This is a genomic window from Wolbachia endosymbiont (group B) of Protocalliphora azurea, from assembly GCF_947251865.1.
Taxonomy (GTDB): domain Bacteria; phylum Pseudomonadota; class Alphaproteobacteria; order Rickettsiales; family Anaplasmataceae; genus Wolbachia.
Window position 1 is genome coordinate 869,492 of record NZ_OX366394.1, and the last position, 20,314, is coordinate 889,805.

The following is a 20,314-nucleotide window of genomic DNA, read 5'->3' on the forward strand; positions in this document are numbered from 1 at the left end:
TAATAAATTGATATAAAAAATGGAGGTTTGATATGAGTCAAGCAAATAGAACTACTGGTTTGGTAGATTATAAAGAATTAGAAACAAATATCCTGTCATCTATACGAGAAGGAAGACCATTGACAGGAAGAGATGGAGCATTAACACCGTTTATAAAAAGGCTGCTAGAGGCAAGTCTGGAAGGTGAAATAGAAAGCCACATGTCAGCTAAAAGTGAAGAAAATAACCGAAGAAATGGAAGGAATGCAAAAACTTTACGTACAAGTTCAGGCTCATTTGAACTATTAACACCAAGAGACAGAGAAGGAAGCTTTGAACCGCAAATAGTCAAAAAAAGGCAAACAAGCCTACATCCAGAACTTGAAGCAAAGGTCTTAAGTACATACGCCAGTGGCATGGGATACAGAGACATAGCTTCACACGTTGAGGAAATATATGACCATAAAATATCAGCAGCAGAGATATCCAATATTACTGATAAACTGCTACCAATAATCAATGAATGGCGCAGCCGTCCATTGCAATCAGTGTATCCAATAGTGTTCATGGATGGCATGTTTTTTAAGGTCAAGGAGGACGGACATTGCGTAAGTAAATGCATGTATAATATATTGGGTATAAATCAAAATGGCAGAAAAGAAGTATTAGGTTTTTATCTGGCTGAAAGTGAGGGAGCTAACTTCTGGTTGGGAGTTTTAAATGACCTCAAAGAAAGAGGAGTAGAAGATATTCTGATTGCATGTGTAGATGGGCTAAAAAGCTTTCCTGCAGCCATCAACAGTGTATTTCCCAGTGCAGAAGTGCAGCTATGTATAGTACACCAAATAAGAAATTCTCTGAAATATGTATCCAGTAAAGATGTAAAAGTTTTCATGAATGATCTGAAAAAAATATATCGTGCTTCAAGTAAAGAAATTGCTGAGAATTATCTGCTTGAGCTGGAAGAAAAATGGGGAGAAAAGTATCCTTTAGTTATAAAATCCTGGCAGAACAATTGGGAAAACTTATCCAGTTATTTTAAGTATTCTGGGCCAGTTAGGAAGCTGATTTACACCACTAATCCAATTGAGGGGTTGCATAGACAAATCAGGAAATTTACTAAAACTAAGGGTTCATTTACTAGTACAAATGCCTTGTACAAACAGGTATATTGTGCTATAAAAAAGGTAGAGCAAAGGTGGATTATGGCTCTCCCTAATTGGGCTTTAACTATGTCTCAACTTGATATTTTCTTTCCAGATAGATTGAAAATTGAGTTGAACTAAAAATGCGGCTTGACACACTTTTTTGAACATTCCCAAAACTAAGGGTTCATTTACTAGTACAAATGCCTTGTACAAACAGGTATATTGTGCTATAAAAAAGGTAGAGCAAAGGTGGATTATGGCTCTCCCTAATTGGGCTTTAACTATGTCTCAACTTGATATTTTCTTTCCAGATAGATTGAAAATTGAGTTGAACTAAAAATGCGGCTTGACACACTTTTTTGAACGTTCCCTCCTCTTTTGCTAGTTTAGCTTCTAATTTTGCTTGTTCAGCTTCTGCTTTAATATCATCACATTTTTCCTGATTAATTGCCTGTCCACCGTTTTCTTTCATCTTCTCAGCATTTTTTTTACACTGTATTAACTCATTTTTTGTTGCCTCAGCTTCATTCTTAGTTTGTTCTACCTTCTCTCTTTCTTCTTGAAACTGTAATTTTAACTTATCAACTTCTGCTTTTGCTTCATTCTTAGTTTGTTCTACCTTCCCTTTCTCTTCTTGAATCTGTAATTTTAACTCATCAACTTCTGCTTTTGCTGCCTCAGCTTCATTCTTAGTTTGTTCTACCTTCCCTTTCTCTTCTTGAATCTGTAATTTTAACTCATCAACTTCTGCTTTTGCTGCCTCAGCTTCATTCTTAGTTTGTTCTACCTTCCCTTTCTCTTCTTGAATCTGTAATTTTAACTTATCAACTTCTGCTTTTGCTTCATTCTTAGTTTGTTCTACCTTCTCTCTTTCTTCTTGAACCTGTAATTTTAACTTATCAACTTTTGCCTCAGCTTCATTCTTAGTTTGTTCTACCTTCTCTCTTTCTTCTTGAACCTGTGACTTTAATTCACTAGCTTCTGCTTCTAATTTTGTAATTTCTCTTTGTGATTCCACAGCATCTTTTTTACACTGTATTAACTTATCTTTTGCCTTCTTAGTTTCATCTCTACAGTCACGAAGTAAATCTTCTTCTGATTTATCATCCTCTTTTTCCGCAACCTGATCTCCTAGATTTTCGACTTGCTCACCCTCTTCACCATAAAAAAGTTTGTTGGCATATAAATTACTATTATTAACTTGATCGCTATAGATATTGTTTGACATTGTGACCTCCTATATAGTCAAAACTGGAATTAAATTAGAGTATAAAAGCTAGGAATTCAACATGGGTAAAAGAAACCACAGCTCAGGAAATCTAAGGTTAACTCAGAAATTATTATAAGCCAAAATGATTAAAAATTTTATAACTTATATTGTAGATCTAGCATGATAACCAACAATTATTCAATTTCCACCTTACTCACCAGCTTGACACAGTCCATCTTTATTCATTAGAGAGCCGTGATTCCTCTACTCTCCAATGATTAATCACTTGTCAGTTTTGAGTGTAGTAGTTGATAGCCTGTACGTAAATACGTTGCTTTTGTCCTTTAGAAATTTTTAGTCTACTATCTTTATCCAGAAAAAAATTGTAAAATTTCTATAGTTATGGTATAATTGTAAATACCGCTTGCCAATAAGCTGAGTATAAAAATGCCGTTCGGACAAATCATTACATATAGCACGATATTACTTGCTATAATTGCAGTATCTCTCTTTTTGAGAAAAATATACAAAAATCATATTAGGAAAATTATATTTCCTCTAAAAGTTCTCAAAGAAGAGTGGGAAGAAAATAGAAGATTTAATGAATTGTATCAAAAAAATAAGCAAAAAGAGTTGATGAAACAACAGGAAATGCTAAGGGAGAAACAAAAGAATATGCAAGTTTACAAAGAAGATCTAGAAATAGTTGATATAGCAAAACCGTTAGGTAAATGGACAAAGATGGTTATGATGGGTAATAGTTTAATGAAACATTTTGCACAATTGATACACAGAGAAGGTGATAAGAAAGGATTTTGGGAGCTATTTATAAAAGCTCAGTCTTCAACTAAGGGTAAATATAAAGGAAAAGGCAGATAATCCATGCTTGAATGTAAAAATCTATCCTGTGCTCGTAATAACAAAGTATTATTTAAAAACCTCAATTTTAAAGCTGAGCCAAAATCAAAAATCTTAATCACTGGTCCAAATGGTAGCGGCAAAACCAGCTTAATCAGAAGTTTATCTGGACTCTTACCTCCAGTATCAGGCAATATAAGATACTACGGAAAAGACATATATGATGATCCAAAATCCTTTATATCTTCCATGGTTTACGTAGGACATAAAAACGCCTGTAAAGATAGCTTAACAATTGGTGAAAACATAGAATTCTGGGCAAGAATACGGAACACTAGAGAATCAGTTATGGCAGCTGCTTATTGTTTAGAGTTGCAACCTGTATTTAACATTAGATATGGTGAACTTTCTGCAGGCTGGAAAAGAAGAGTTGCGCTTGCCCGCCTTTTAATTTCTAATGCAAATATCTGGCTGATAGATGAACCTTTCTGTAATCTTGATAGCACAACATGTGAATTAGTATTGAACCTAATCTCAATACGCTCTGAGCAGAACGGTACAGTAATTATTACAGGACATAGCTCTACAGAACAATTGTGTGACTTCAAGACAATCGACATACGTGATTTTAACAGACCTCTTGTATAATTTTTGGCCTTATTGTACTTACATCAATAATTTATTATCACATTTAATATTACGCATTAAAATTAACTCATCTCTTTCAAAGGCTCTATATTAAAAATCGAAAGTCCAGAAGCAATGACGTGTGCTAAGGCTTGGACGAGAAACATTCTTGCAGCGGTGAGATTTAAGTTATTCTCCAGTATAAACCTCATATTTAAATCACTTTTGCCATATCCCCATAAAACGTGAAACGCTTCTGCAACTTCAAGTAAGTAGAAAGTAATTCTATGTGGCTCACAAAGCCTTGCAGATATTTCTACCACATCTGGCCACTTTGCTAAGGTTTTTATGAGGAATAGCTCCCCATCTGTCTTTAAAAGTGAAGGGTCTGCTGTTGGGAGCTCTTTTGGAGCATTACGCATTAACGAATGAGCACGGGCGTGCGCATATTGCACATAAAAAATAGGGTTGTCTTTTGACTGTTCTTTAACTTTAGCAAAATCAAAGTCCAAGACCATATCATTCTTGCGTGTTAACATTATAAAACGAGTTATATCCCTGCCAACCTCTTCCACTACATCCCTAGCTGTAAGAAAATTTCCTGATCTTTTGGACATCTTAACAGGTTTTTCATTCTCGAAAAAATTCACAATATTATGCAGTTTTACCTCTATTTTTGCTTGATCATCACTGAGCGCAGAGACGACTGCTTTTAGCCTTTTGACATAACCACCGTGGTCACTACCAAGCTCTACGATCATATTGTTAAAACCACGCGATATCTTATCAAAATGGTAAGCGATATCTGAGGCAAAATAAGTCCAACTGCCGTCCTCTTTCTTCAATGCGCGGTCAACATCATCGCCAAATTTTGTAGAGCGAAATAACATTTCTTTTCTGGAAGTCCAATTTTCACTTTCTTTGCCTTTTGGTTTCTCCAGGTACCCTTCATACACTAGACCCTTGTCAGATAATATCTTTATACTCTCTTCGATTTTGCCACGTAGCTCATACTCTGAAGTAAAGACATCATGATTTACTCCAAGCAAGCTCATGTCCTCCTTTATGAGTTCTAAAATAGAACTTAAAGTATATTCTCTAATTATCTGGTTATCTTCCTCTGCTCTAAGCTCCTTGCCATATTTTTTAGCTAATCCCTCTCCTATTGGCTTTAAATATTCACCTGGGTATAAACCCTTTTCAATGCTAATTTTTTCTCCCAGAGCTTCCTTATACCGCAAATATACTGACCGAATTAGCGTATCTATCTGTGCTCCAGCATCATTGATATAGTACTCCTTAGTAACATTATAGCCAACTTTCTTTAGTAAATTTGCCAGAACATCACCAAACACTGCTCCTCTTGCATGACCAATATGCAGAGGGCCTGTTGGATTTGCCGATACAAATTCAACATTGACAGCTTGATTATTTCCAATATTTAGAGTGCCAAACTCTGTTTTTAGCTCATTTATTTGTTTCAAAATCCCATGCCACACTTCTATTTTTAAGTGCATATTGATAAAACCGGGGCTTGCTATTTCCACTTCTGCAACTTCATCAAAAGGTTTAAATTCTCTTGCTAAGATCCCTGCAATCTCAATTGGATTCTTTTTTTCATGCTTTGCAAGCACCATAGCAACATTTGTGTAAATATCACCATGTGCTCTATTGCTTGGAGGTTCCACAATAAAATTTTCTGCACTTGTATTTATGACACCCCTTTGTTTCAACTCATTTAATTTGCTGGAAATTAGAGAGGAAATCTGCTTGAAAATGTTCATTCACTATACTGCTATAAAATCTATAGCAGTATAGCAAATAAGTGGGGCTAGTTGAAGTTATGATTTTCTCTCTACTCTTTGTTTGGTGTAAGGCAACCTTTTCTGGGTCTTTTGAAACCCAGAAAAATTATAGTTTACATTAAGTCGTTGCTGTCACTATAGTGACGGAAAGCCATACTTTCGCTTTCACTAAAATAAGCATTCCCTGTACCTCCATTTTTCTCTTTCTCCAGTTCATTCTTAATACTTTCTTTTAGCTCATTCTTAGTCTTACCACTAATCTCAAACTTAAGACCTTTTTCTAGTTCATTCTTAATATTTTCTATCAGTTCATTTTTAGTCTTATCATCAATCTCAAACTTAAGACTTTTCTCTAGTTCATTCTTAATACTTTCTTTTAGATCATTCTTAGTCTTATCACTAATCTCAAACTTAATACTTTTCTCTAGTTCATTCTTAATATTTTCTTTCAGTTCATTTTTAGTCTTATCATCAATCTCAAACTTAAAACATTTTTTCAGTTCATTCATAGTCCTGTCATTAATCTTACACTTAAGATCTTTACCACATTTATCATGAATCAACTTACTCTTATTGACTTTACAATCATCCAACTTTGTAAACAAATTAACTCTTACCATATCATTTACAAAACATGTATTAGTTGGCATTGGATGAGCATAGGCGCTTTTAAACATAAAATAACTCCATCAATAAATAAATTTATCAAACAATTAAACATAGAATAATGTGTGTACTAACAATACACACATTATATTGCTTTTATAGAAAATAAATATTCGAGTCTGCCGCTTGTGTATTGTGATCAGTAGCAAGAACCATGATTATGCTAGAGTTCAATGCATCCACACATTTATCACATTCAGTATTGTCGTAACATTTACCCACAATTTTGCCATCTGAAATCCTAAGGTCATTTCTAGTACTCGCAATAATTTCCCCACATTCCTTAGAACTCATACCTGTTTCATCAGAGGTTTTCAAATTGAGAATCTTATCCGTTCCTGGCAAGGTTGATATTGCAAGCTTTTTTATGTCAAATGGTATCGATTTATCATCATCTTTAGATTCAGGCTTAGGTTCAGGCTTAAGTTCCGGACAAGGTGGACAAGCAGGAGCAGGTGGACAATATGATATTATTATAAGTTAAAATAATTAAAGATTTAATAGTTTTAGTTATCAATCTAGCATAACAACCAACAAGTATGACTCAAATTTTCCTTCAGTTTTTACTATATCTTCACCAATTTTGCATACAGCCCATCTTTATTCATTAGAGAATCATGAGTACCAACTTCTTCCACTTTCCCGCAATTAATCACTATAATCTTGTCAGTTTTGAGTGCGGTTGATAGCCTGTGCGTAATTATAATTGTTGTTCTGTTTTGCATCAACTTGCTAAGTGCTTTTTGCACTAGGCTTTCACTTTTATAGTCGAGGGCGGAAGTTGCTTCATCCAGTATTAAAACCTGAGGATTTTTCAGTATTGCTCTTGCTATTATAATACGTTGCTTTTGTCCTTCGGAAAGCTTTAGTCCTCTTTTTCCTACAAATGTATCAAATTTATCCGGCAGCTTATCAATAAATTCCATTGCATACGCACTGATAGCTGCTTGCTTCACCTCTTCATATTCAGCATCTGGTTTACCATATAGTATATTTTCCATTATTGAGCAAGAAAATATCATGTGATCTTGTGGTACTAAGCCAAACAGCGATCTTAGATCATTTAGCGCAATTGTCTTAATATTCTGTCCATCGATAGTAATACTGCCTTCACTTGGATCGTGAAAACGGAGCAAAAGCTTTAAAATGGTGCTCTTGCCACTGCCAGATGGTCCAACAATTGATACTGATTGGCCTGCCTCTATAGAAAATGATACGTTATTTAATGCTGGCTTATCAGCATAAAAAAATGTTACATCGTTAAACGAAATTCCTTTTTGAACACTATTGATCCTTATAGGATTATCATTATCTAATATAGAGCTTTTCATGTTCATAAATTCAAATAAACGCTCTACAATTCCAAGACCTCGTTGCAAATCACTGATGTTATCGCTTAGATTGTTTACAGCCCCTGCAGCAAGTGCTGAATAAAACACAAATGAGGAGAGTTCTCCAATGGTCATATTATTACTTAAGACTTCTTTTATTCCCAAAAAAAGCAAAACAACTAGCGAACCTATCACACACGTGATAACTAGAGTTACTAAAATAGCACGCAAGAGTACTAATTTTACGTATGATTTTGATACTGAGTTTAGATGTTTCTGAAAATGGATTTTTTCATTTTCTTCGAGTACAAACGATTTGATAGTTACTATAGATCTAAAATTTTCCTCACTAAATGATGCAAGCTCACTTAATTTATCCTGAGCAAAGCGTGCATAATTGCGTACTTTTTTCCCAAGTGAAGTCATGACAATGAGCAGTATAGGTATTATTGCAGCTGCATATGCGGTTAAATGTAGATTTGTGTATAACAGCATTGCAACACTACCAGTTAGTACCACTGCATTCCTCAATATTGTCAATAAGCTGCTGTTTATTATCGATTGCAATGCAGAGGTATCAGTAATGAGTGCTGAGATAACATCTTGCACACCTGTATTCTCAAAGAAACTTGGTTGTAAATCAGTAATACTGCTATATAAGTCATATCTGATTCTTGCGATAACTTTTTCGCTTCCAATGCCAATGAAATATAACCGAATAAATGCAGTGAGAGAGATGCCTAAAACTATCAGTATTGCAACTAATAGATTAGTAGTAAAATTATGCTCTGCGCCAGAATCAATTATGTTGCTTAAGCCCCTACCAAAAAGAAGAATCGTTAAAGCTGAAAATAGAACTGCAATAAACGCTACGGTAAAATAATGTAAACTAGGTTTTATATAGTAAAATAACTGCTTAATGTTAGATTGCATTTTATTTTAAAGTTAAGTATTTAGCTTCAGGAAAAAGTTACAGCATTAGTCTACAGTGTACTTCCTTAGAACAATACGTTCAAGAAACTTTAGCTTCTGAAGGAAAAACGCTGCGAAATTACAGAAAGTTAGCAAAAAAACTACTGAATAGACCAGAGTTTATTTTGTTCCAATATGTAATGCTACTATTCCATAACTCATATTGTGGAACTCAACATTCTTAAAGCCTACCTCTTCAATTTCCATTTTAAAGTTAGTCTGAGTTGGAAATTCTCTTATGCTTTTTACTAGATATTCATAAGAACCCTTATCTTTAGCAACTATGCTGCCAATTTTAGGAATTACTTTAAATGAGTATAAGTCATAAAATTTGGTGAATATCTCATTTTGATAATGCATAGGGGCAAATTCCAAGCAGACAAATTGTCCATTTTGCTTCAATACCCTATATGCTTCACTTAAAGCCTTTTTACGGTCAGAAAAGTTTCGAATACCAAAAGCTACTGTATAATAATCAAATTCAGAATCTTCAAATGGTAAGCTCTCTGCATTTGCACATACCCAATTGAAATTTAGCTGATTTGAATTTATTGCTTTATCACGCCCTTTGTCCAGCATGTTTTGATTTATATCACATACTGTAACTTGAGCACTTGGTTCACCTCTTGCTATTCTTATAGCTATATCTCCGGTTCCTCCAGCAATATCCAAAACCTTGGAGTTCTTTTTAAAATGCACACTACTTACCATCTTCTCTTTCCATAGCCTGTGCATTCCAAGACTCATTATATCATTCATGATGTCGTAGCAATTTGCTACAGAATCGAAAACCTCTTTAACTAGTTGTGATTTATCCATATTTTATATAGAGATTGCTTACATAATTATTTTAAACTTTAGCAGTTAAATTAATATACTAATGAGAAAAATATACTACAATTAAACATATTTAATCCAGTAAATCATTAGTGTCGACAGCTTTTTCACAAAATATCATCTCTCTTATTATGATATTATCTGTAGCAGTTGTTGATATGGCAACAGACTTATACTCAGTTGCATTGCCAAGTATTGCCAACTATTTTAAGGTGAAAGGTAATATAGCGCAGCTTACGATCAGTTTAAATTTAGTAGGAGTTGCAATATCTGGATTAATTTATGGGCCACTGTCAGACTATTATGGTAGGCGCCTAATAATGCTGATTGGCATGGCAATTTTTACTTTGGCAAGTATTGTATGTTGCATAGCTGATAATATTATACTTTTAATATTAATCCGTTTTATACAAGGAGCAGGAGCTGGTGTTGCAGGCGTTGTCGGATATGCAGCAATCAGGGATATGTACTCAGGTAGTGAATACTCAAGAGTAATCTCAAAGTTAAATATGGTAGTAGCACTTTCACCTGGAATAGCTCCAGTGGTAGGCAGTTATATAATTTCACATGGTTATAGTTGGAAGTTTTTGTTTTTTATCATATCACTTGCCGCAATTATTATGCTCATTTTTATTTACTTGAAGCTACAAGAAACGCTGACCGTAAATAAAAGTAAAGCCAGTATTAATATCTTCAAGCAGTATATATTAATATTTAAGAATTATCGTTTCCTTGGGTTTTCAGCCATTCATGGATTAACTTTCATGTGGCTTTGGGCATACATTGCTAACTACCCGTTCATATTTGAATCAATGGGCGTTGAAGTACAATATTTTGGCTATCTCATATCAATCATAGTTATATTTTACATAATTGGAACTTTAATTAATAGAAGGTACGTACCAAAAATAGGAGTGAGCAAGATGTTAATAATAGGTTTGGTATTACCGATGATATCGGATGGTTTATTGGTATATTTTTATCTCACAAACAAGTTAAGTGTACTTATTCTTCAAGTTACTTGGATTCCGAGCAATATCGGGCTTGCACTCGTAATCAGCAATAACGTAACTTCTGCTTTAGAAACGGTCAAAAGTATAGGGCTTGGTAGTGCAGTTCTCTCATTTTGCAATATGATGTTTGGGGCTGTTGGAATATACATAGTAGGAAAATTCTTTTCTTATGGCATTTTACCAAATTTACTATTAACAGTTGTATGTTCTATAATTGCAATTCTTATATATAGTTTACTTAAATATACTGAAAAACACGAAGGATAATCATTATTTCTACAACCCAGATTTCATGAATTATTAATTACCTTACTATAGTAATGCAATTTTATAGAGAAGTGTTAAATGAATTATTCAATCAGAAATATAGATGCTGCTTTACTTGATGCTGCTTTACTTGATGCTGCTAAAAGAGGTGATCTTAATGAAGCAAAGCGCCTAATAATTGAAGAAGCTGATGTTAATGCATATGATGGATCTCAAGGTAATTCTCTATATTGGGCTGTTAAAAATAATCATTCTTATATAGCAAAAGTTCTATTAGATAATGGAGCAGATTTTATTGCTTATGACTCTTCTCGAGAACGCCACGTGTTAAATAAATACGAAGAAGTAAAAGCTGAGCATTGTAAGGTTTCTCTACATCTGGCTGCCAGACTTGGCGACTTGAAAGCAGTAGAAGACCTATTAAAGAAAGAAGCAAATGTTAATACAAAAAATGATAAAGGACAGACTCCTTTAGATTTAGCTAAGACAGAAGAAATAAAAAATCTATTACAAAGCATAAAAGATGCCAATGACAAATTGCTTGAAGCTGCTAAAAGCGGTAATATTGATGATGTAGAAAATCTGTTAAATAGAGAAGAAAAAGTACAGGTTAACGCAGAAAATGAATTTGAAGAGACCCCTCTACACTTATCTGCTCAAAATGGACATAAAGACGTAGTGGAATTTCTACTCAGCAAAGGAGCAAAAATTGATGCAAAAAATGAATTTGAAGAGACTCCTCTACATTTGGCTGCTCAAAATGGACATAAAGGTGTAGTAGAATTTCTATTCAGTAAAGGAGCAAAGGTTGATGCACAAAGTGATGATCTAAGCACCCCTTTACATTTTGCTGCTAAATATGGACATAAAGACGTAGTAGAATTTCTACTCAGCAAAGGAGCAAAGGTTGATGCACAAAGTGATGATCTAAGTACCCCTTTACATTTTGCTGCTAAAAGTAGATATAAAGATACAGAAAAGATAGTAAAATTTCTACTTGATAAAGGAGCAGACGTTAATGCACAAAATAATGCAGGAGAAACCCCTTTACATTTAATTCTTCAAAAAATAGACCTAGATATAGATACAGATAAATTCTATACTCTACTGAACAAAAAAGGCATCAATGTTAATCTAACAGATAAAAATAAAGAGACTCCTTTGCATTTTTTTTTAAAAAAGAAAGCGATGGAGATACCTGAATTGGACGATCTACTGAAAGTAGAAAGTATCAATGTTAATTTACAAAATATAGATGGAAAGACTCCTTTACACCTGGTAATTGAAAAAAACAACTGGAATACATTGCCTAATGTATCGTGGAGCCGTGAAAAGATGGTCGATATTCTAATAGGAATGAAGGCAAATGTTAATGCAGTAGATAAGGATGAGAGGACTCCTTTACATTGGGCTGCAGGATATGGTAGAAAAGAGATAGTAAAAGCTCTAATAAACGCAGAAGTAAATGTTAACGCAGTAGATAAGGATGAGAGGACTCCTTTACATTGGGCTGCAAACTATGATAGAAAAGAGATAGTAGAAGCTCTAATAAACGCAGAAGCAAATGTTAATGCACAAGATAAATATGGAAAGACTCCTTTAGATTTAGCTAGCACAGAAGAAATAAAAACTCTATTACTAAAACCCCCCAAAAAAATTGATGACAGTATAGCATCAAAAGATAATGAAGTAGGTCAAGAGGAAGATGCTGAGCAAGAAGGTAATGCCCAACTAAGTTTACAAGAACAAGAGGAAGAATCACAGGAGATCAGTGCAGAAGAAGAAAGTGAGGGAATGTTCAAAAAAGTGTGTCAAACCGAAAAAAAAGTAATAAATTGATATAAAAAATGGAGGTTTGATATGAGTCAAGCAAATAGAACTACTGGTTTGGTAGATTATAAAGAATTAGAAACAAATATCCTGTCATCTATACGAGAAGGAAGACCATTGACAGGAAGAGATGGAGCATTAACACCGTTTATAAAAAGGCTGCTAGAGGCAAGTCTGGAAGGTGAAATAGAAAGCCACATGTCAGCTAAAAGTGAAGAAAATAACCGAAGAAATGGAAGGAATGCAAAAACTTTACGTACAAGTTCAGGCTCATTTGAACTATTAACACCAAGAGACAGAGAAGGAAGCTTTGAACCGCAAATAGTCAAAAAAAGGCAAACAAGCCTACATCCAGAACTTGAAGCAAAGGTCTTAAGTACATACGCCAGTGGCATGGGATACAGAGACATAGCTTCACACGTTGAGGAAATATATGACCATAAAATATCAGCAGCAGAGATATCCAATATTACTGATAAACTGCTACCAATAATCAATGAATGGCGCAGCCGTCCATTGCAATCAGTGTATCCAATAGTGTTCATGGATGGCATGTTTTTTAAGGTCAAGGAGGACGGACATTGCGTAAGTAAATGCATGTATAATATATTGGGTATAAATCAAAATGGCAGAAAAGAAGTATTAGGTTTTTATCTGGCTGAAAGTGAGGGAGCTAACTTCTGGTTGGGAGTTTTAAATGACCTCAAAGAAAGAGGAGTAGAAGATATTCTGATTGCATGTGTAGATGGGCTAAAAAGCTTTCCTGCAGCCATCAACAGTGTATTTCCCAGTGCAGAAGTGCAGCTATGTATAGTACACCAAATAAGAAATTCTCTGAAATAGGGAACGTTCAAAAAAGTGTGTCAAGCCGCATTTTTAGTTCAACTCAGGGAACGTTCAAAAAAGTGTGTCAAGCCGCATTTTTAGTTCAACTCAATTTTCAATCTATCTGGAAAGAAAATATCAAGTTGAGACATAGTTAAAGCCCAATTAGGGAGAGCCATAATCCACCTTTGCTCTACCTTTTTTATAGCACAATATACCTGTTTGTACAAGGCATTTGTACTAGTAAATGAACCCTTAGTTTTAGTAAATTTCCTGATTTGTCTATGCAACCCCTCAATTGGATTAGTGGTGTAAATCAGCTTCCTAACTGGCCCAGAATACTTAAAATAACTGGATAAGTTTTCCCAATTGTTCTGCCAGGATTTTATAACTAAAGGATACTTTTCTCCCCATTTTTCTTCCAGCTCAAGCAGATAATTCTCAGCAATTTCTTTACTTGAAGCACGATATATTTTTTTCAGATCATTCATGAAAACTTTTACATCTTTACTGGATACATATTTCAGAGAATTTCTTATTTGGTGTACTATACATAGCTGCACTTCTGCACTGGGAAATACACTGTTGATGGCTGCAGGAAAGCTTTTTAGCCCATCTACACATGCAATCAGAATATCTTCTACTCCTCTTTCTTTGAGGTCATTTAAAACTCCCAACCAGAAGTTAGCTCCCTCACTTTCAGCCAGATAAAAACCTAATACTTCTTTTCTGCCATTTTGATTTATACCCAATATATTATACATGCATTTACTTACGCAATGTCCGTCCTCCTTGACCTTAAAAAACATGCCATCCATGAACACTATTGGATACACTGATTGCAATGGACGGCTGCGCCATTCATTGATTATTGGTAGCAGTTTATCAGTAATATTGGATATCTCTGCTGCTGATATTTTATGGTCATATATTTCCTCAACGTGTGAAGCTATGTCTCTGTATCCCATGCCACTGGCGTATGTACTTAAGACCTTTGCTTCAAGTTCTGGATGTAGGCTTGTTTGCCTTTTTTTGACTATTTGCGGTTCAAAGCTTCCTTCTCTGTCTCTTGGTGTTAATAGTTCAAATGAGCCTGAACTTGTACGTAAAGTTTTTGCATTCCTTCCATTTCTTCGGTTATTTTCTTCACTTTTAGCTGACATGTGGCTTTCTATTTCACCTTCCAGACTTGCCTCTAGCAGCCTTTTTATAAACGGTGTTAATGCTCCATCTCTTCCTGTCAATGGTCTTCCTTCTCGTATAGATGACAGGATATTTGTTTCTAATTCTTTATAATCTACCAAACCAGTAGTTCTATTTGCTTGACTCATATCAAACCTCCATTTTTTATATCAATTTATTACTTTTTTTTCGGTTTGACACACTTTTTTGAACATTCCCTCAACTCAATTTTCAATCTATCTGGAAAGAAAATATCAAGTTGAGACATAGTTAAAGCCCAATTAGGGAGAGCCATAATCCACCTTTGCTCTACCTTTTTTATAGCACAATATACCTGTTTGTACAAGGCATTTGTACTAGTAAATGAACCCTTAGTTTTAGTAAATTTCCTGATTTGTCTATGCAACCCCTCAATTGGATTAGTGGTGTAAATCAGCTTCCTAACTGGCCCAGAATACTTAAAATAACTGGATAAGTTTTCCCAATTGTTCTGCCAGGATTTTATAACTAAAGGATACTTTTCTCCCCATTTTTCTTCCAGCTCAAGCAGATAATTCTCAGCAATTTCTTTACTTGAAGCACGATATATTTTTTTCAGATCATTCATGAAAACTTTTACATCTTTACTGGATACATATTTCAGAGAATTTCTTATTTGGTGTACTATACATAGCTGCACTTCTGCACTGGGAAATACACTGTTGATGGCTGCAGGAAAGCTTTTTAGCCCATCTACACATGCAATCAGAATATCTTCTACTCCTCTTTCTTTGAGGTCATTTAAAACTCCCAACCAGAAGTTAGCTCCCTCACTTTCAGCCAGATAAAAACCTAATACTTCTTTTCTGCCATTTTGATTTATACCCAATATATTATACATGCATTTACTTACGCAATGTCCGTCCTCCTTGACCTTAAAAAACATGCCATCCATGAACACTATTGGATACACTGATTGCAATGGACGGCTGCGCCATTCATTGATTATTGGTAGCAGTTTATCAGTAATATTGGATATCTCTGCTGCTGATATTTTATGGTCATATATTTCCTCAACGTGTGAAGCTATGTCTCTGTATCCCATGCCACTGGCGTATGTACTTAAGACCTTTGCTTCAAGTTCTGGATGTAGGCTTGTTTGCCTTTTTTTGACTATTTGCGGTTCAAAGCTTCCTTCTCTGTCTCTTGGTGTTAATAGTTCAAATGAGCCTGAACTTGTACGTAAAGTTTTTGCATTCCTTCCATTTCTTCGGTTATTTTCTTCACTTTTAGCTGACATGTGGCTTTCTATTTCACCTTCCAGACTTGCCTCTAGCAGCCTTTTTATAAACGGTGTTAATGCTCCATCTCTTCCTGTCAATGGTCTTCCTTCTCGTATAGATGACAGGATATTTGTTTCTAATTCTTTATAATCTACCAAACCAGTAGTTCTATTTGCTTGACTCATATCAAACCTCCATTTTTTATATCAATTTATTACTTTTTTTTCGGTTTGACACACTTTTTTGAACATTCCCGTACAAACTAATGATAGCCTTCCTCCTTCAGATATAAGTAATGGAGATTTATCAGCACTACCAAATAAAGAGCTGGATGAAGCTTCATATTCAGAAGATTTTGGATATTCTAGTAGATGTTCTACTCCTAGATGTTCTACTCCTGTCTGATGCCACCTTGCATTTTGAGTTTAGTTAGAATATCAACTAAAGTTTATCACTGGTAAAATTGTGATAAGTGTTCTCCTCTACAGGTAAGACAATTTTAATCAATATATACAAGACTGCTGCAGTTTTGTGTATAGGTGATGAGCAATTTACTTAATAAATATAATACATTTTATTTTATAGCTAGTTCTCTGGCTACTCTCACGTTACTTACATCTTTAGCGCTTATTAATGTACCTAGTTCTTTAATTCTCGCTTTAGCTGTATTATCTGTTTTGGCTTTTATGATTTTGTATAAAATAATTATTGACACTAGTAAAGTGGAGAAGAAATTTGCTCACAAAGAGCGTGAGTTGACTCAAGAAAAGCACAATTTATACGAGGAAGAAAGAAAATTTGGTCAAAAAATAGAAACTGAGAGGAAATCTTTTCTTAAAGAAAAAAAATCTTTGGAGGAGAAATTAGAAGCAAAAATGATCCATATAATTGGAATAACAGACGAATTAGAAAAAGTAACGAAGGAGAAAGATGAGCTTGCTGCACAAGAAAAAGAACTACTCCATAAAATCTCATATTTGTGTAAACAGTTACAGGAAAAAGAAGCTAATCTAACTGAGAGGAAAAAACTTATAATCGAATTGAAAAGAAAAATAGACAATGATAAATATGAGGAATTATATAAGGAAGTAGAGAAATTATCTAAAGAAAAAGAGGAGTTATCTAAGGAAATAGACAAATTACGTAAAGAGAAACATATACTGTATATGAAAAAAGAAGAATTACATAAAAGAAAAGAAGAACTTTGTGTGAAATTAGATGAATTACAATGTAAATTTAAAGAAATTGATCAGAAAAATAAAAACTTATCTCAAGAGTTAAAAAGGAAATTTGAAGAGCTAGATAAAGCAGACGGTTTAATTAAAAATCAATCTTTTGAGTTAGACAGAATAAGACAAGATTGTAATAACGAAGTGAAAAATTTAAGAAATTCACTTTTAGAGCGAGACAGTCAAATAAAACAACTTCAATATGTGATAGATAAGATAGAAGAATCAATAAGAGAAAATGAAACAATTAAAGATTATAGCAAAAAAATAATATTAGGGGAGACTCAGAAAATAAAATTTATATTAGGGCAGCTTGTGCAATTCAAGCCAATGAAAGGTTCCAAAACATCGGAGGAAACGTCTGATTCTTTACAGGAAGATCTTGGATATGCCAGTCGTTCACCCACTCCGACCAGATTATCGTGTTCAGTGTCTGTACAAAGCATTGCAAGTGGACCAATCCCTGAATATGGATTGTAAAATGCAACAATTACTCTTATTATAAAAAAAATTATACAAGATAATGAACCCAATAATATGCGCACTGGATACACAAGATTTGAATGAAGCCATATCTTGGGCTAATGGTCTGCGTGATAAGGTTGGCATGGTAAAACTTGGGTTAGAATTTTTTGCTGCACATGGTCCTTCTGGAGTGAGAGAAGTTGCAAAATGCAATGTACCAATTTTTTTAGATCTAAAATTGTATGATATTCCAAACACTGTAGCTAGAACAGTTGAAGCAATAAAAGCTCTAGATGTTGAAATGCTAACATTGCATATCAGTGGTGGAACAAAAATGCTTAAAGAAGCACTAAGTATAGTGCAAGGAAAGAAAATAAAGCTAATTGGAGTAACAGTACTAACTAGTATGGGCAATGAAGATCTGAGTGAACTCGGAGTAGCAAGGGAGGCAAAATCACAGGTAATTTTGCTAGCAAAGCTTGCAAAAAAGATTGGACTACATGGAGTAGTTTGCTCTGCACTAGAAGCTCAAGAAGTGCGCCAAGAATGTGGTAAAGACTTTAAAATTATTACTCCAGGAATCCGTATGAATCGAGGTCATGATGATCAAAAAAGGACAGCAACACCAAAAGAAGCAATAAATTCAGGAGCTGATTATATCGTAATTGGCAGACCCATTACAGAGAGTAGCAATCCCGCAAGTAGTGCAGAGTTAATATTGAAATCCCTTACTGATTGAAGCAGGGCAGATAAGGTAGCATAGAGTAAAAGCAACAAACGGTATGTATCCGTTCAGCAGGGTGGCAAAACAAGGTAGACGAGAAAAGATAACTAAATGGGTCAGTGCTTGACCATTTTTCTTTTTTTTCTGGATTCCAGCGTCACGCACTGGAATGACAGGGCTGTGAGTGTCATCGAAGTAGCCGATACAGGCCTTTTTCTTCTGTCATCCCAGTGCCCTGAAACTGGGATCCAGTTAAATTTACAGGTATAAAAGTAATCAACGTTTCTGGTGATGATAGAAAAATGGATCCCAGCTTTATACGGCTACGTACTTTATTTGCACATTCTCCTACTCAGTGAAAAAAAGTGCTTGACACAAAAAAATGGATGCTGTATAGTACTGACAATTAAGTATAATACTTAGCGTGGTGTAATACTACACTGCTTTTTTTACTTCAACAAGTAATCATTATCATTTTTCTCCCGTTACCAAGCAGCTTACGTTCATTTGTATCTACCATGAAGCCAATGCTAGAATCCAGAAAAAAGACCGGTGAATGGCAGGTACGAGCATTATACGTCACAGTTGTATGAACGTTGTTTACCATGAGGGCGCCTCCCAGCACTGGTTGTAAACAAGCGTTTGAGTTATACTAAGCTGCCATTCACCGGTCTTTTTTCTGAATGCAGGTTGCATGACAACGCTGAGATTACTGATAAAGATTACCTTCAAATTACAATAACTATTCTAATTTTATTTTTAAAGGAGGCTATTATGTCACTTACTGATATCGCTCACCGTGTTAATGAACTTGCTTCATCATGGGAGCAATTTAAACTAATAAATGATCGTAAACTAAAAGAAATCGAAAGCAAAGGGCCTGAGCAGCTATGCAAGATAAATAGTAATATTGATAATTGCAAAGAGCGCTTAGATTTTATTGAAACCTCAGCTCAACGCCCAGAGATTAGCACAGATTTTAATACAGGTGATAAATATTTTTCTGATTATATTCGCAAAGGAATGGAAAACAGGTTATCACACAAAACCCTAAGTGGAGATGACAATGATATTGGAGGGTATTTAGTTACTCCTCATATTGTAAAACGCATAAACAAGCGTATAGCTGATTCATCTCCAATGCGGCAGATATGTTCCAAGCAAAAAATCTCTACTGAAACATTGGATTATATTATAGAAGATTGTGACCGTGCTGGTGCAGGTTGGAGTGGTGAAGTCGTAGAGGACGAAGATGGTGGCTATAAATCCAAGTATGATTTTGCACAAGACACAAGTACACCTAAAATTCAAAAGATTTCCATCACAACTTATGAGCTCTATGCTCAGCCGCAAATATCACAAAAATTGCTCGATGATGCATTTGTCAATGTTGAAAGTTGGCTTGTAGAAAAGGTTGCCGAAACTTTCAGTAAGAAGGAGAATGAAGCCTTTATTAAAGGTGATGGCACTTTTCAGCCTAAAGGAATTTTAACTTACGAAAATGGAAATGGTCATAATAAGATAGAGCAAATTAAAGCTGATAAGCTAGACAGCGACGCCATAATGATATTGTACTACTCTCTAAATGAACATTACTCTAAAAATGCATCATTTTTGATGAACAGGAGTACGTTAAAGGACGTGAGGCTACTAAAATCTGAAACAGGTCAGTATCTTTGGCAGCCGAGTTTATCGCTTGAAATACCAGATACTTTGATGGGAATACCAGTATATCAATCTGCTGATATGCCACCTACAATGATTGCAGTAGCGGATTTCAAACAAGCTTATAAGATCGTGGATAACAGAGGAATGAGAATATTGAGAGACCCTTATACAAACAAACCTTATGTTAGATTTTTTGTTACTAAGCGTGTTGGCGGGGAAGTTGTCAACACCAGCGCTATTAAATTGTTGAAAATTGCAAGCAAGTACTAAAATTTTTATGAAATAGTTGACATATTATACTTTTTATATAATAATTAAATTATTATTAATTTAAGGAGTAAAATATATTAAAAAAAATAAAAAACTTTTTTCAGTCGATTGCAGGAAAAATTTCATCAGGCTGGAATAGCATTAAA

At 34.6% G+C, this 20,314-nt stretch carries 19 protein-coding genes and 1 pseudogene; 11 read left to right on the forward strand and 9 right to left on the reverse strand.

Going from position 1 to position 20,314, the window contains the following annotated elements:
* The first annotated feature begins 32 nt into the window (after positions 1-32).
* Together OPR35_RS04135 and OPR35_RS04140 are read left to right on the forward strand one after the other, a co-directional pair.
* Positions 33-1,265, forward strand: a complete 1,233-nt coding sequence (locus tag OPR35_RS04135; RefSeq protein ID WP_265024688.1) for an IS256 family transposase — start codon at positions 33-35, stop codon at positions 1,263-1,265.
* A 22-nt stretch (positions 1,266-1,287) separates the two neighbouring features.
* Complete coding sequence (locus OPR35_RS04140; RefSeq protein WP_406848668.1) at positions 1,288-1,464, forward strand: hypothetical protein; 177 nt, start codon at positions 1,288-1,290, stop codon at positions 1,462-1,464.
* Here the strand turns inward: OPR35_RS04140 and OPR35_RS04145 are convergent.
* A complete protein-coding gene (locus OPR35_RS04145) occupies positions 1,405-2,355 on the reverse strand; it encodes a coiled-coil domain-containing protein (RefSeq protein WP_265024711.1) in 951 nt (316 codons plus the stop codon). The two genes, OPR35_RS04140 and OPR35_RS04145, sit on opposite strands and share 60 nt — an antisense overlap.
* Positions 2,356-2,784: 429 nt before the next feature.
* Between OPR35_RS04145 and OPR35_RS04150 the strand changes: the two genes are divergently transcribed.
* Both OPR35_RS04150 and ccmA read left to right on the forward strand, forming a co-directional pair.
* Entirely contained in the window at positions 2,785-3,216 is a 432-nt protein-coding gene (locus OPR35_RS04150) for a hypothetical protein (protein WP_052265043.1), read from the forward strand.
* A 3-nt stretch (positions 3,217-3,219) separates the two neighbouring features.
* The gene (ccmA, locus tag OPR35_RS04155) at positions 3,220-3,843 is read left to right on the forward strand and encodes a heme ABC exporter ATP-binding protein CcmA (RefSeq protein WP_007302587.1); all 624 of its coding nucleotides are present in this window, start codon (positions 3,220-3,222) and stop codon (positions 3,841-3,843) included.
* A gap of 62 nt (positions 3,844-3,905) precedes the next feature.
* Here the strand turns inward: ccmA and argS are convergent, their stop codons facing one another.
* From argS to ubiE, 5 genes are all read right to left on the reverse strand, one after another.
* Entirely contained in the window at positions 3,906-5,606 is a 1,701-nt protein-coding gene (gene argS / locus OPR35_RS04160) for an arginine--tRNA ligase (protein ID WP_096097177.1), read from the reverse strand.
* A gap of 134 nt (positions 5,607-5,740) precedes the next feature.
* Positions 5,741-6,304 carry a hypothetical protein gene (locus OPR35_RS04165; protein ID WP_006012452.1) on the reverse strand — a complete coding sequence of 188 codons (564 nt, stop codon included), beginning with the start codon at positions 6,302-6,304 and terminating at the stop codon, positions 5,741-5,743.
* A gap of 85 nt (positions 6,305-6,389) precedes the next feature.
* Positions 6,390-6,587 carry a hypothetical protein gene (locus tag OPR35_RS04170; RefSeq protein ID WP_230609140.1) on the reverse strand — a complete coding sequence of 66 codons (198 nt, stop codon included), beginning with the start codon at positions 6,585-6,587 and terminating at the stop codon, positions 6,390-6,392.
* A gap of 272 nt (positions 6,588-6,859) precedes the next feature.
* Positions 6,860-8,557 carry an ABC transporter ATP-binding protein gene (locus OPR35_RS04175; RefSeq protein ID WP_149168815.1) on the reverse strand — a complete coding sequence of 566 codons (1,698 nt, stop codon included), beginning with the start codon at positions 8,555-8,557 and terminating at the stop codon, positions 6,860-6,862.
* 159 nt (positions 8,558-8,716) lie between these two features.
* Positions 8,717-9,415: a bifunctional demethylmenaquinone methyltransferase/2-methoxy-6-polyprenyl-1,4-benzoquinol methylase UbiE gene (gene ubiE, locus OPR35_RS04180; RefSeq protein ID WP_006012444.1), complete on the reverse strand. Its 699-nt coding sequence runs from the start codon at positions 9,413-9,415 to the stop codon at positions 8,717-8,719.
* Between the two features lie 149 nt (positions 9,416-9,564).
* Between ubiE and OPR35_RS04185 the strand changes: the two genes are divergently transcribed.
* The 3 genes and pseudogenes from OPR35_RS04185 to OPR35_RS04195 form a co-directional block, all read left to right on the forward strand.
* Entirely contained in the window at positions 9,565-10,713 is a 1,149-nt protein-coding gene (locus OPR35_RS04185) for a Bcr/CflA family efflux MFS transporter (RefSeq protein ID WP_213863931.1), read from the forward strand.
* A gap of 78 nt (positions 10,714-10,791) precedes the next feature.
* Positions 10,792-12,552, forward strand: a complete 1,761-nt coding sequence (locus OPR35_RS04190; protein ID WP_265024712.1) for an ankyrin repeat domain-containing protein — start codon at positions 10,792-10,794, stop codon at positions 12,550-12,552.
* Positions 12,553-12,573: 21 nt separating this feature from the next.
* A pseudogene (locus tag OPR35_RS04195) lies at positions 12,574-13,383 on the forward strand (IS256 family transposase); the annotation flags it as partial.
* Positions 13,384-13,466: 83 nt separating this feature from the next.
* On the opposite strand, the gene OPR35_RS04200 reads toward OPR35_RS04195, so the two are convergent.
* Together OPR35_RS04200 and OPR35_RS04205 are read right to left on the reverse strand one after the other, a co-directional pair.
* On the reverse strand, positions 13,467-14,699 hold the full coding sequence (locus OPR35_RS04200) for an IS256 family transposase (RefSeq protein WP_265024688.1): 1,233 nt from the start codon (positions 14,697-14,699) through the stop codon (positions 13,467-13,469).
* Positions 14,700-14,728: 29 nt separating this feature from the next.
* Positions 14,729-15,997: an IS256 family transposase gene (locus OPR35_RS04205; RefSeq protein WP_265024713.1), complete on the reverse strand. Its 1,269-nt coding sequence runs from the start codon at positions 15,995-15,997 to the stop codon at positions 14,729-14,731.
* A gap of 58 nt (positions 15,998-16,055) precedes the next feature.
* Here OPR35_RS04205 and OPR35_RS04210 point away from each other — a divergent pair, with 58 nt between their 5' ends.
* The 3 genes from OPR35_RS04210 (at position 16,056) to pyrF (ending at position 18,245) form a co-directional block, all read left to right on the forward strand.
* Positions 16,056-16,217, forward strand: a complete 162-nt coding sequence (locus OPR35_RS04210; RefSeq protein ID WP_265024714.1) for a hypothetical protein — start codon at positions 16,056-16,058, stop codon at positions 16,215-16,217.
* A 137-nt stretch (positions 16,218-16,354) separates the two neighbouring features.
* Positions 16,355-17,521 carry a hypothetical protein gene (locus OPR35_RS04215; RefSeq protein WP_214303371.1) on the forward strand — a complete coding sequence of 389 codons (1,167 nt, stop codon included), beginning with the start codon at positions 16,355-16,357 and terminating at the stop codon, positions 17,519-17,521.
* 43 nt (positions 17,522-17,564) lie between these two features.
* Positions 17,565-18,245, forward strand: a complete 681-nt coding sequence (pyrF, locus tag OPR35_RS04220) for an orotidine-5'-phosphate decarboxylase (RefSeq protein WP_012481735.1) — start codon at positions 17,565-17,567, stop codon at positions 18,243-18,245.
* A 439-nt stretch (positions 18,246-18,684) separates the two neighbouring features.
* Here pyrF and OPR35_RS04225 read toward each other — a convergent pair whose 3' ends face one another.
* On the reverse strand, positions 18,685-18,837 hold the full coding sequence (locus OPR35_RS04225; RefSeq protein WP_156220886.1) for a hypothetical protein: 153 nt from the start codon (positions 18,835-18,837) through the stop codon (positions 18,685-18,687).
* 167 nt (positions 18,838-19,004) lie between these two features.
* Here OPR35_RS04225 and OPR35_RS04230 point away from each other — a divergent pair, with 167 nt between their 5' ends.
* Complete coding sequence (locus OPR35_RS04230; protein ID WP_265024715.1) at positions 19,005-20,168, forward strand: phage major capsid protein; 1,164 nt, start codon at positions 19,005-19,007, stop codon at positions 20,166-20,168.
* Positions 20,169-20,314 lie beyond the last annotated feature (146 nt).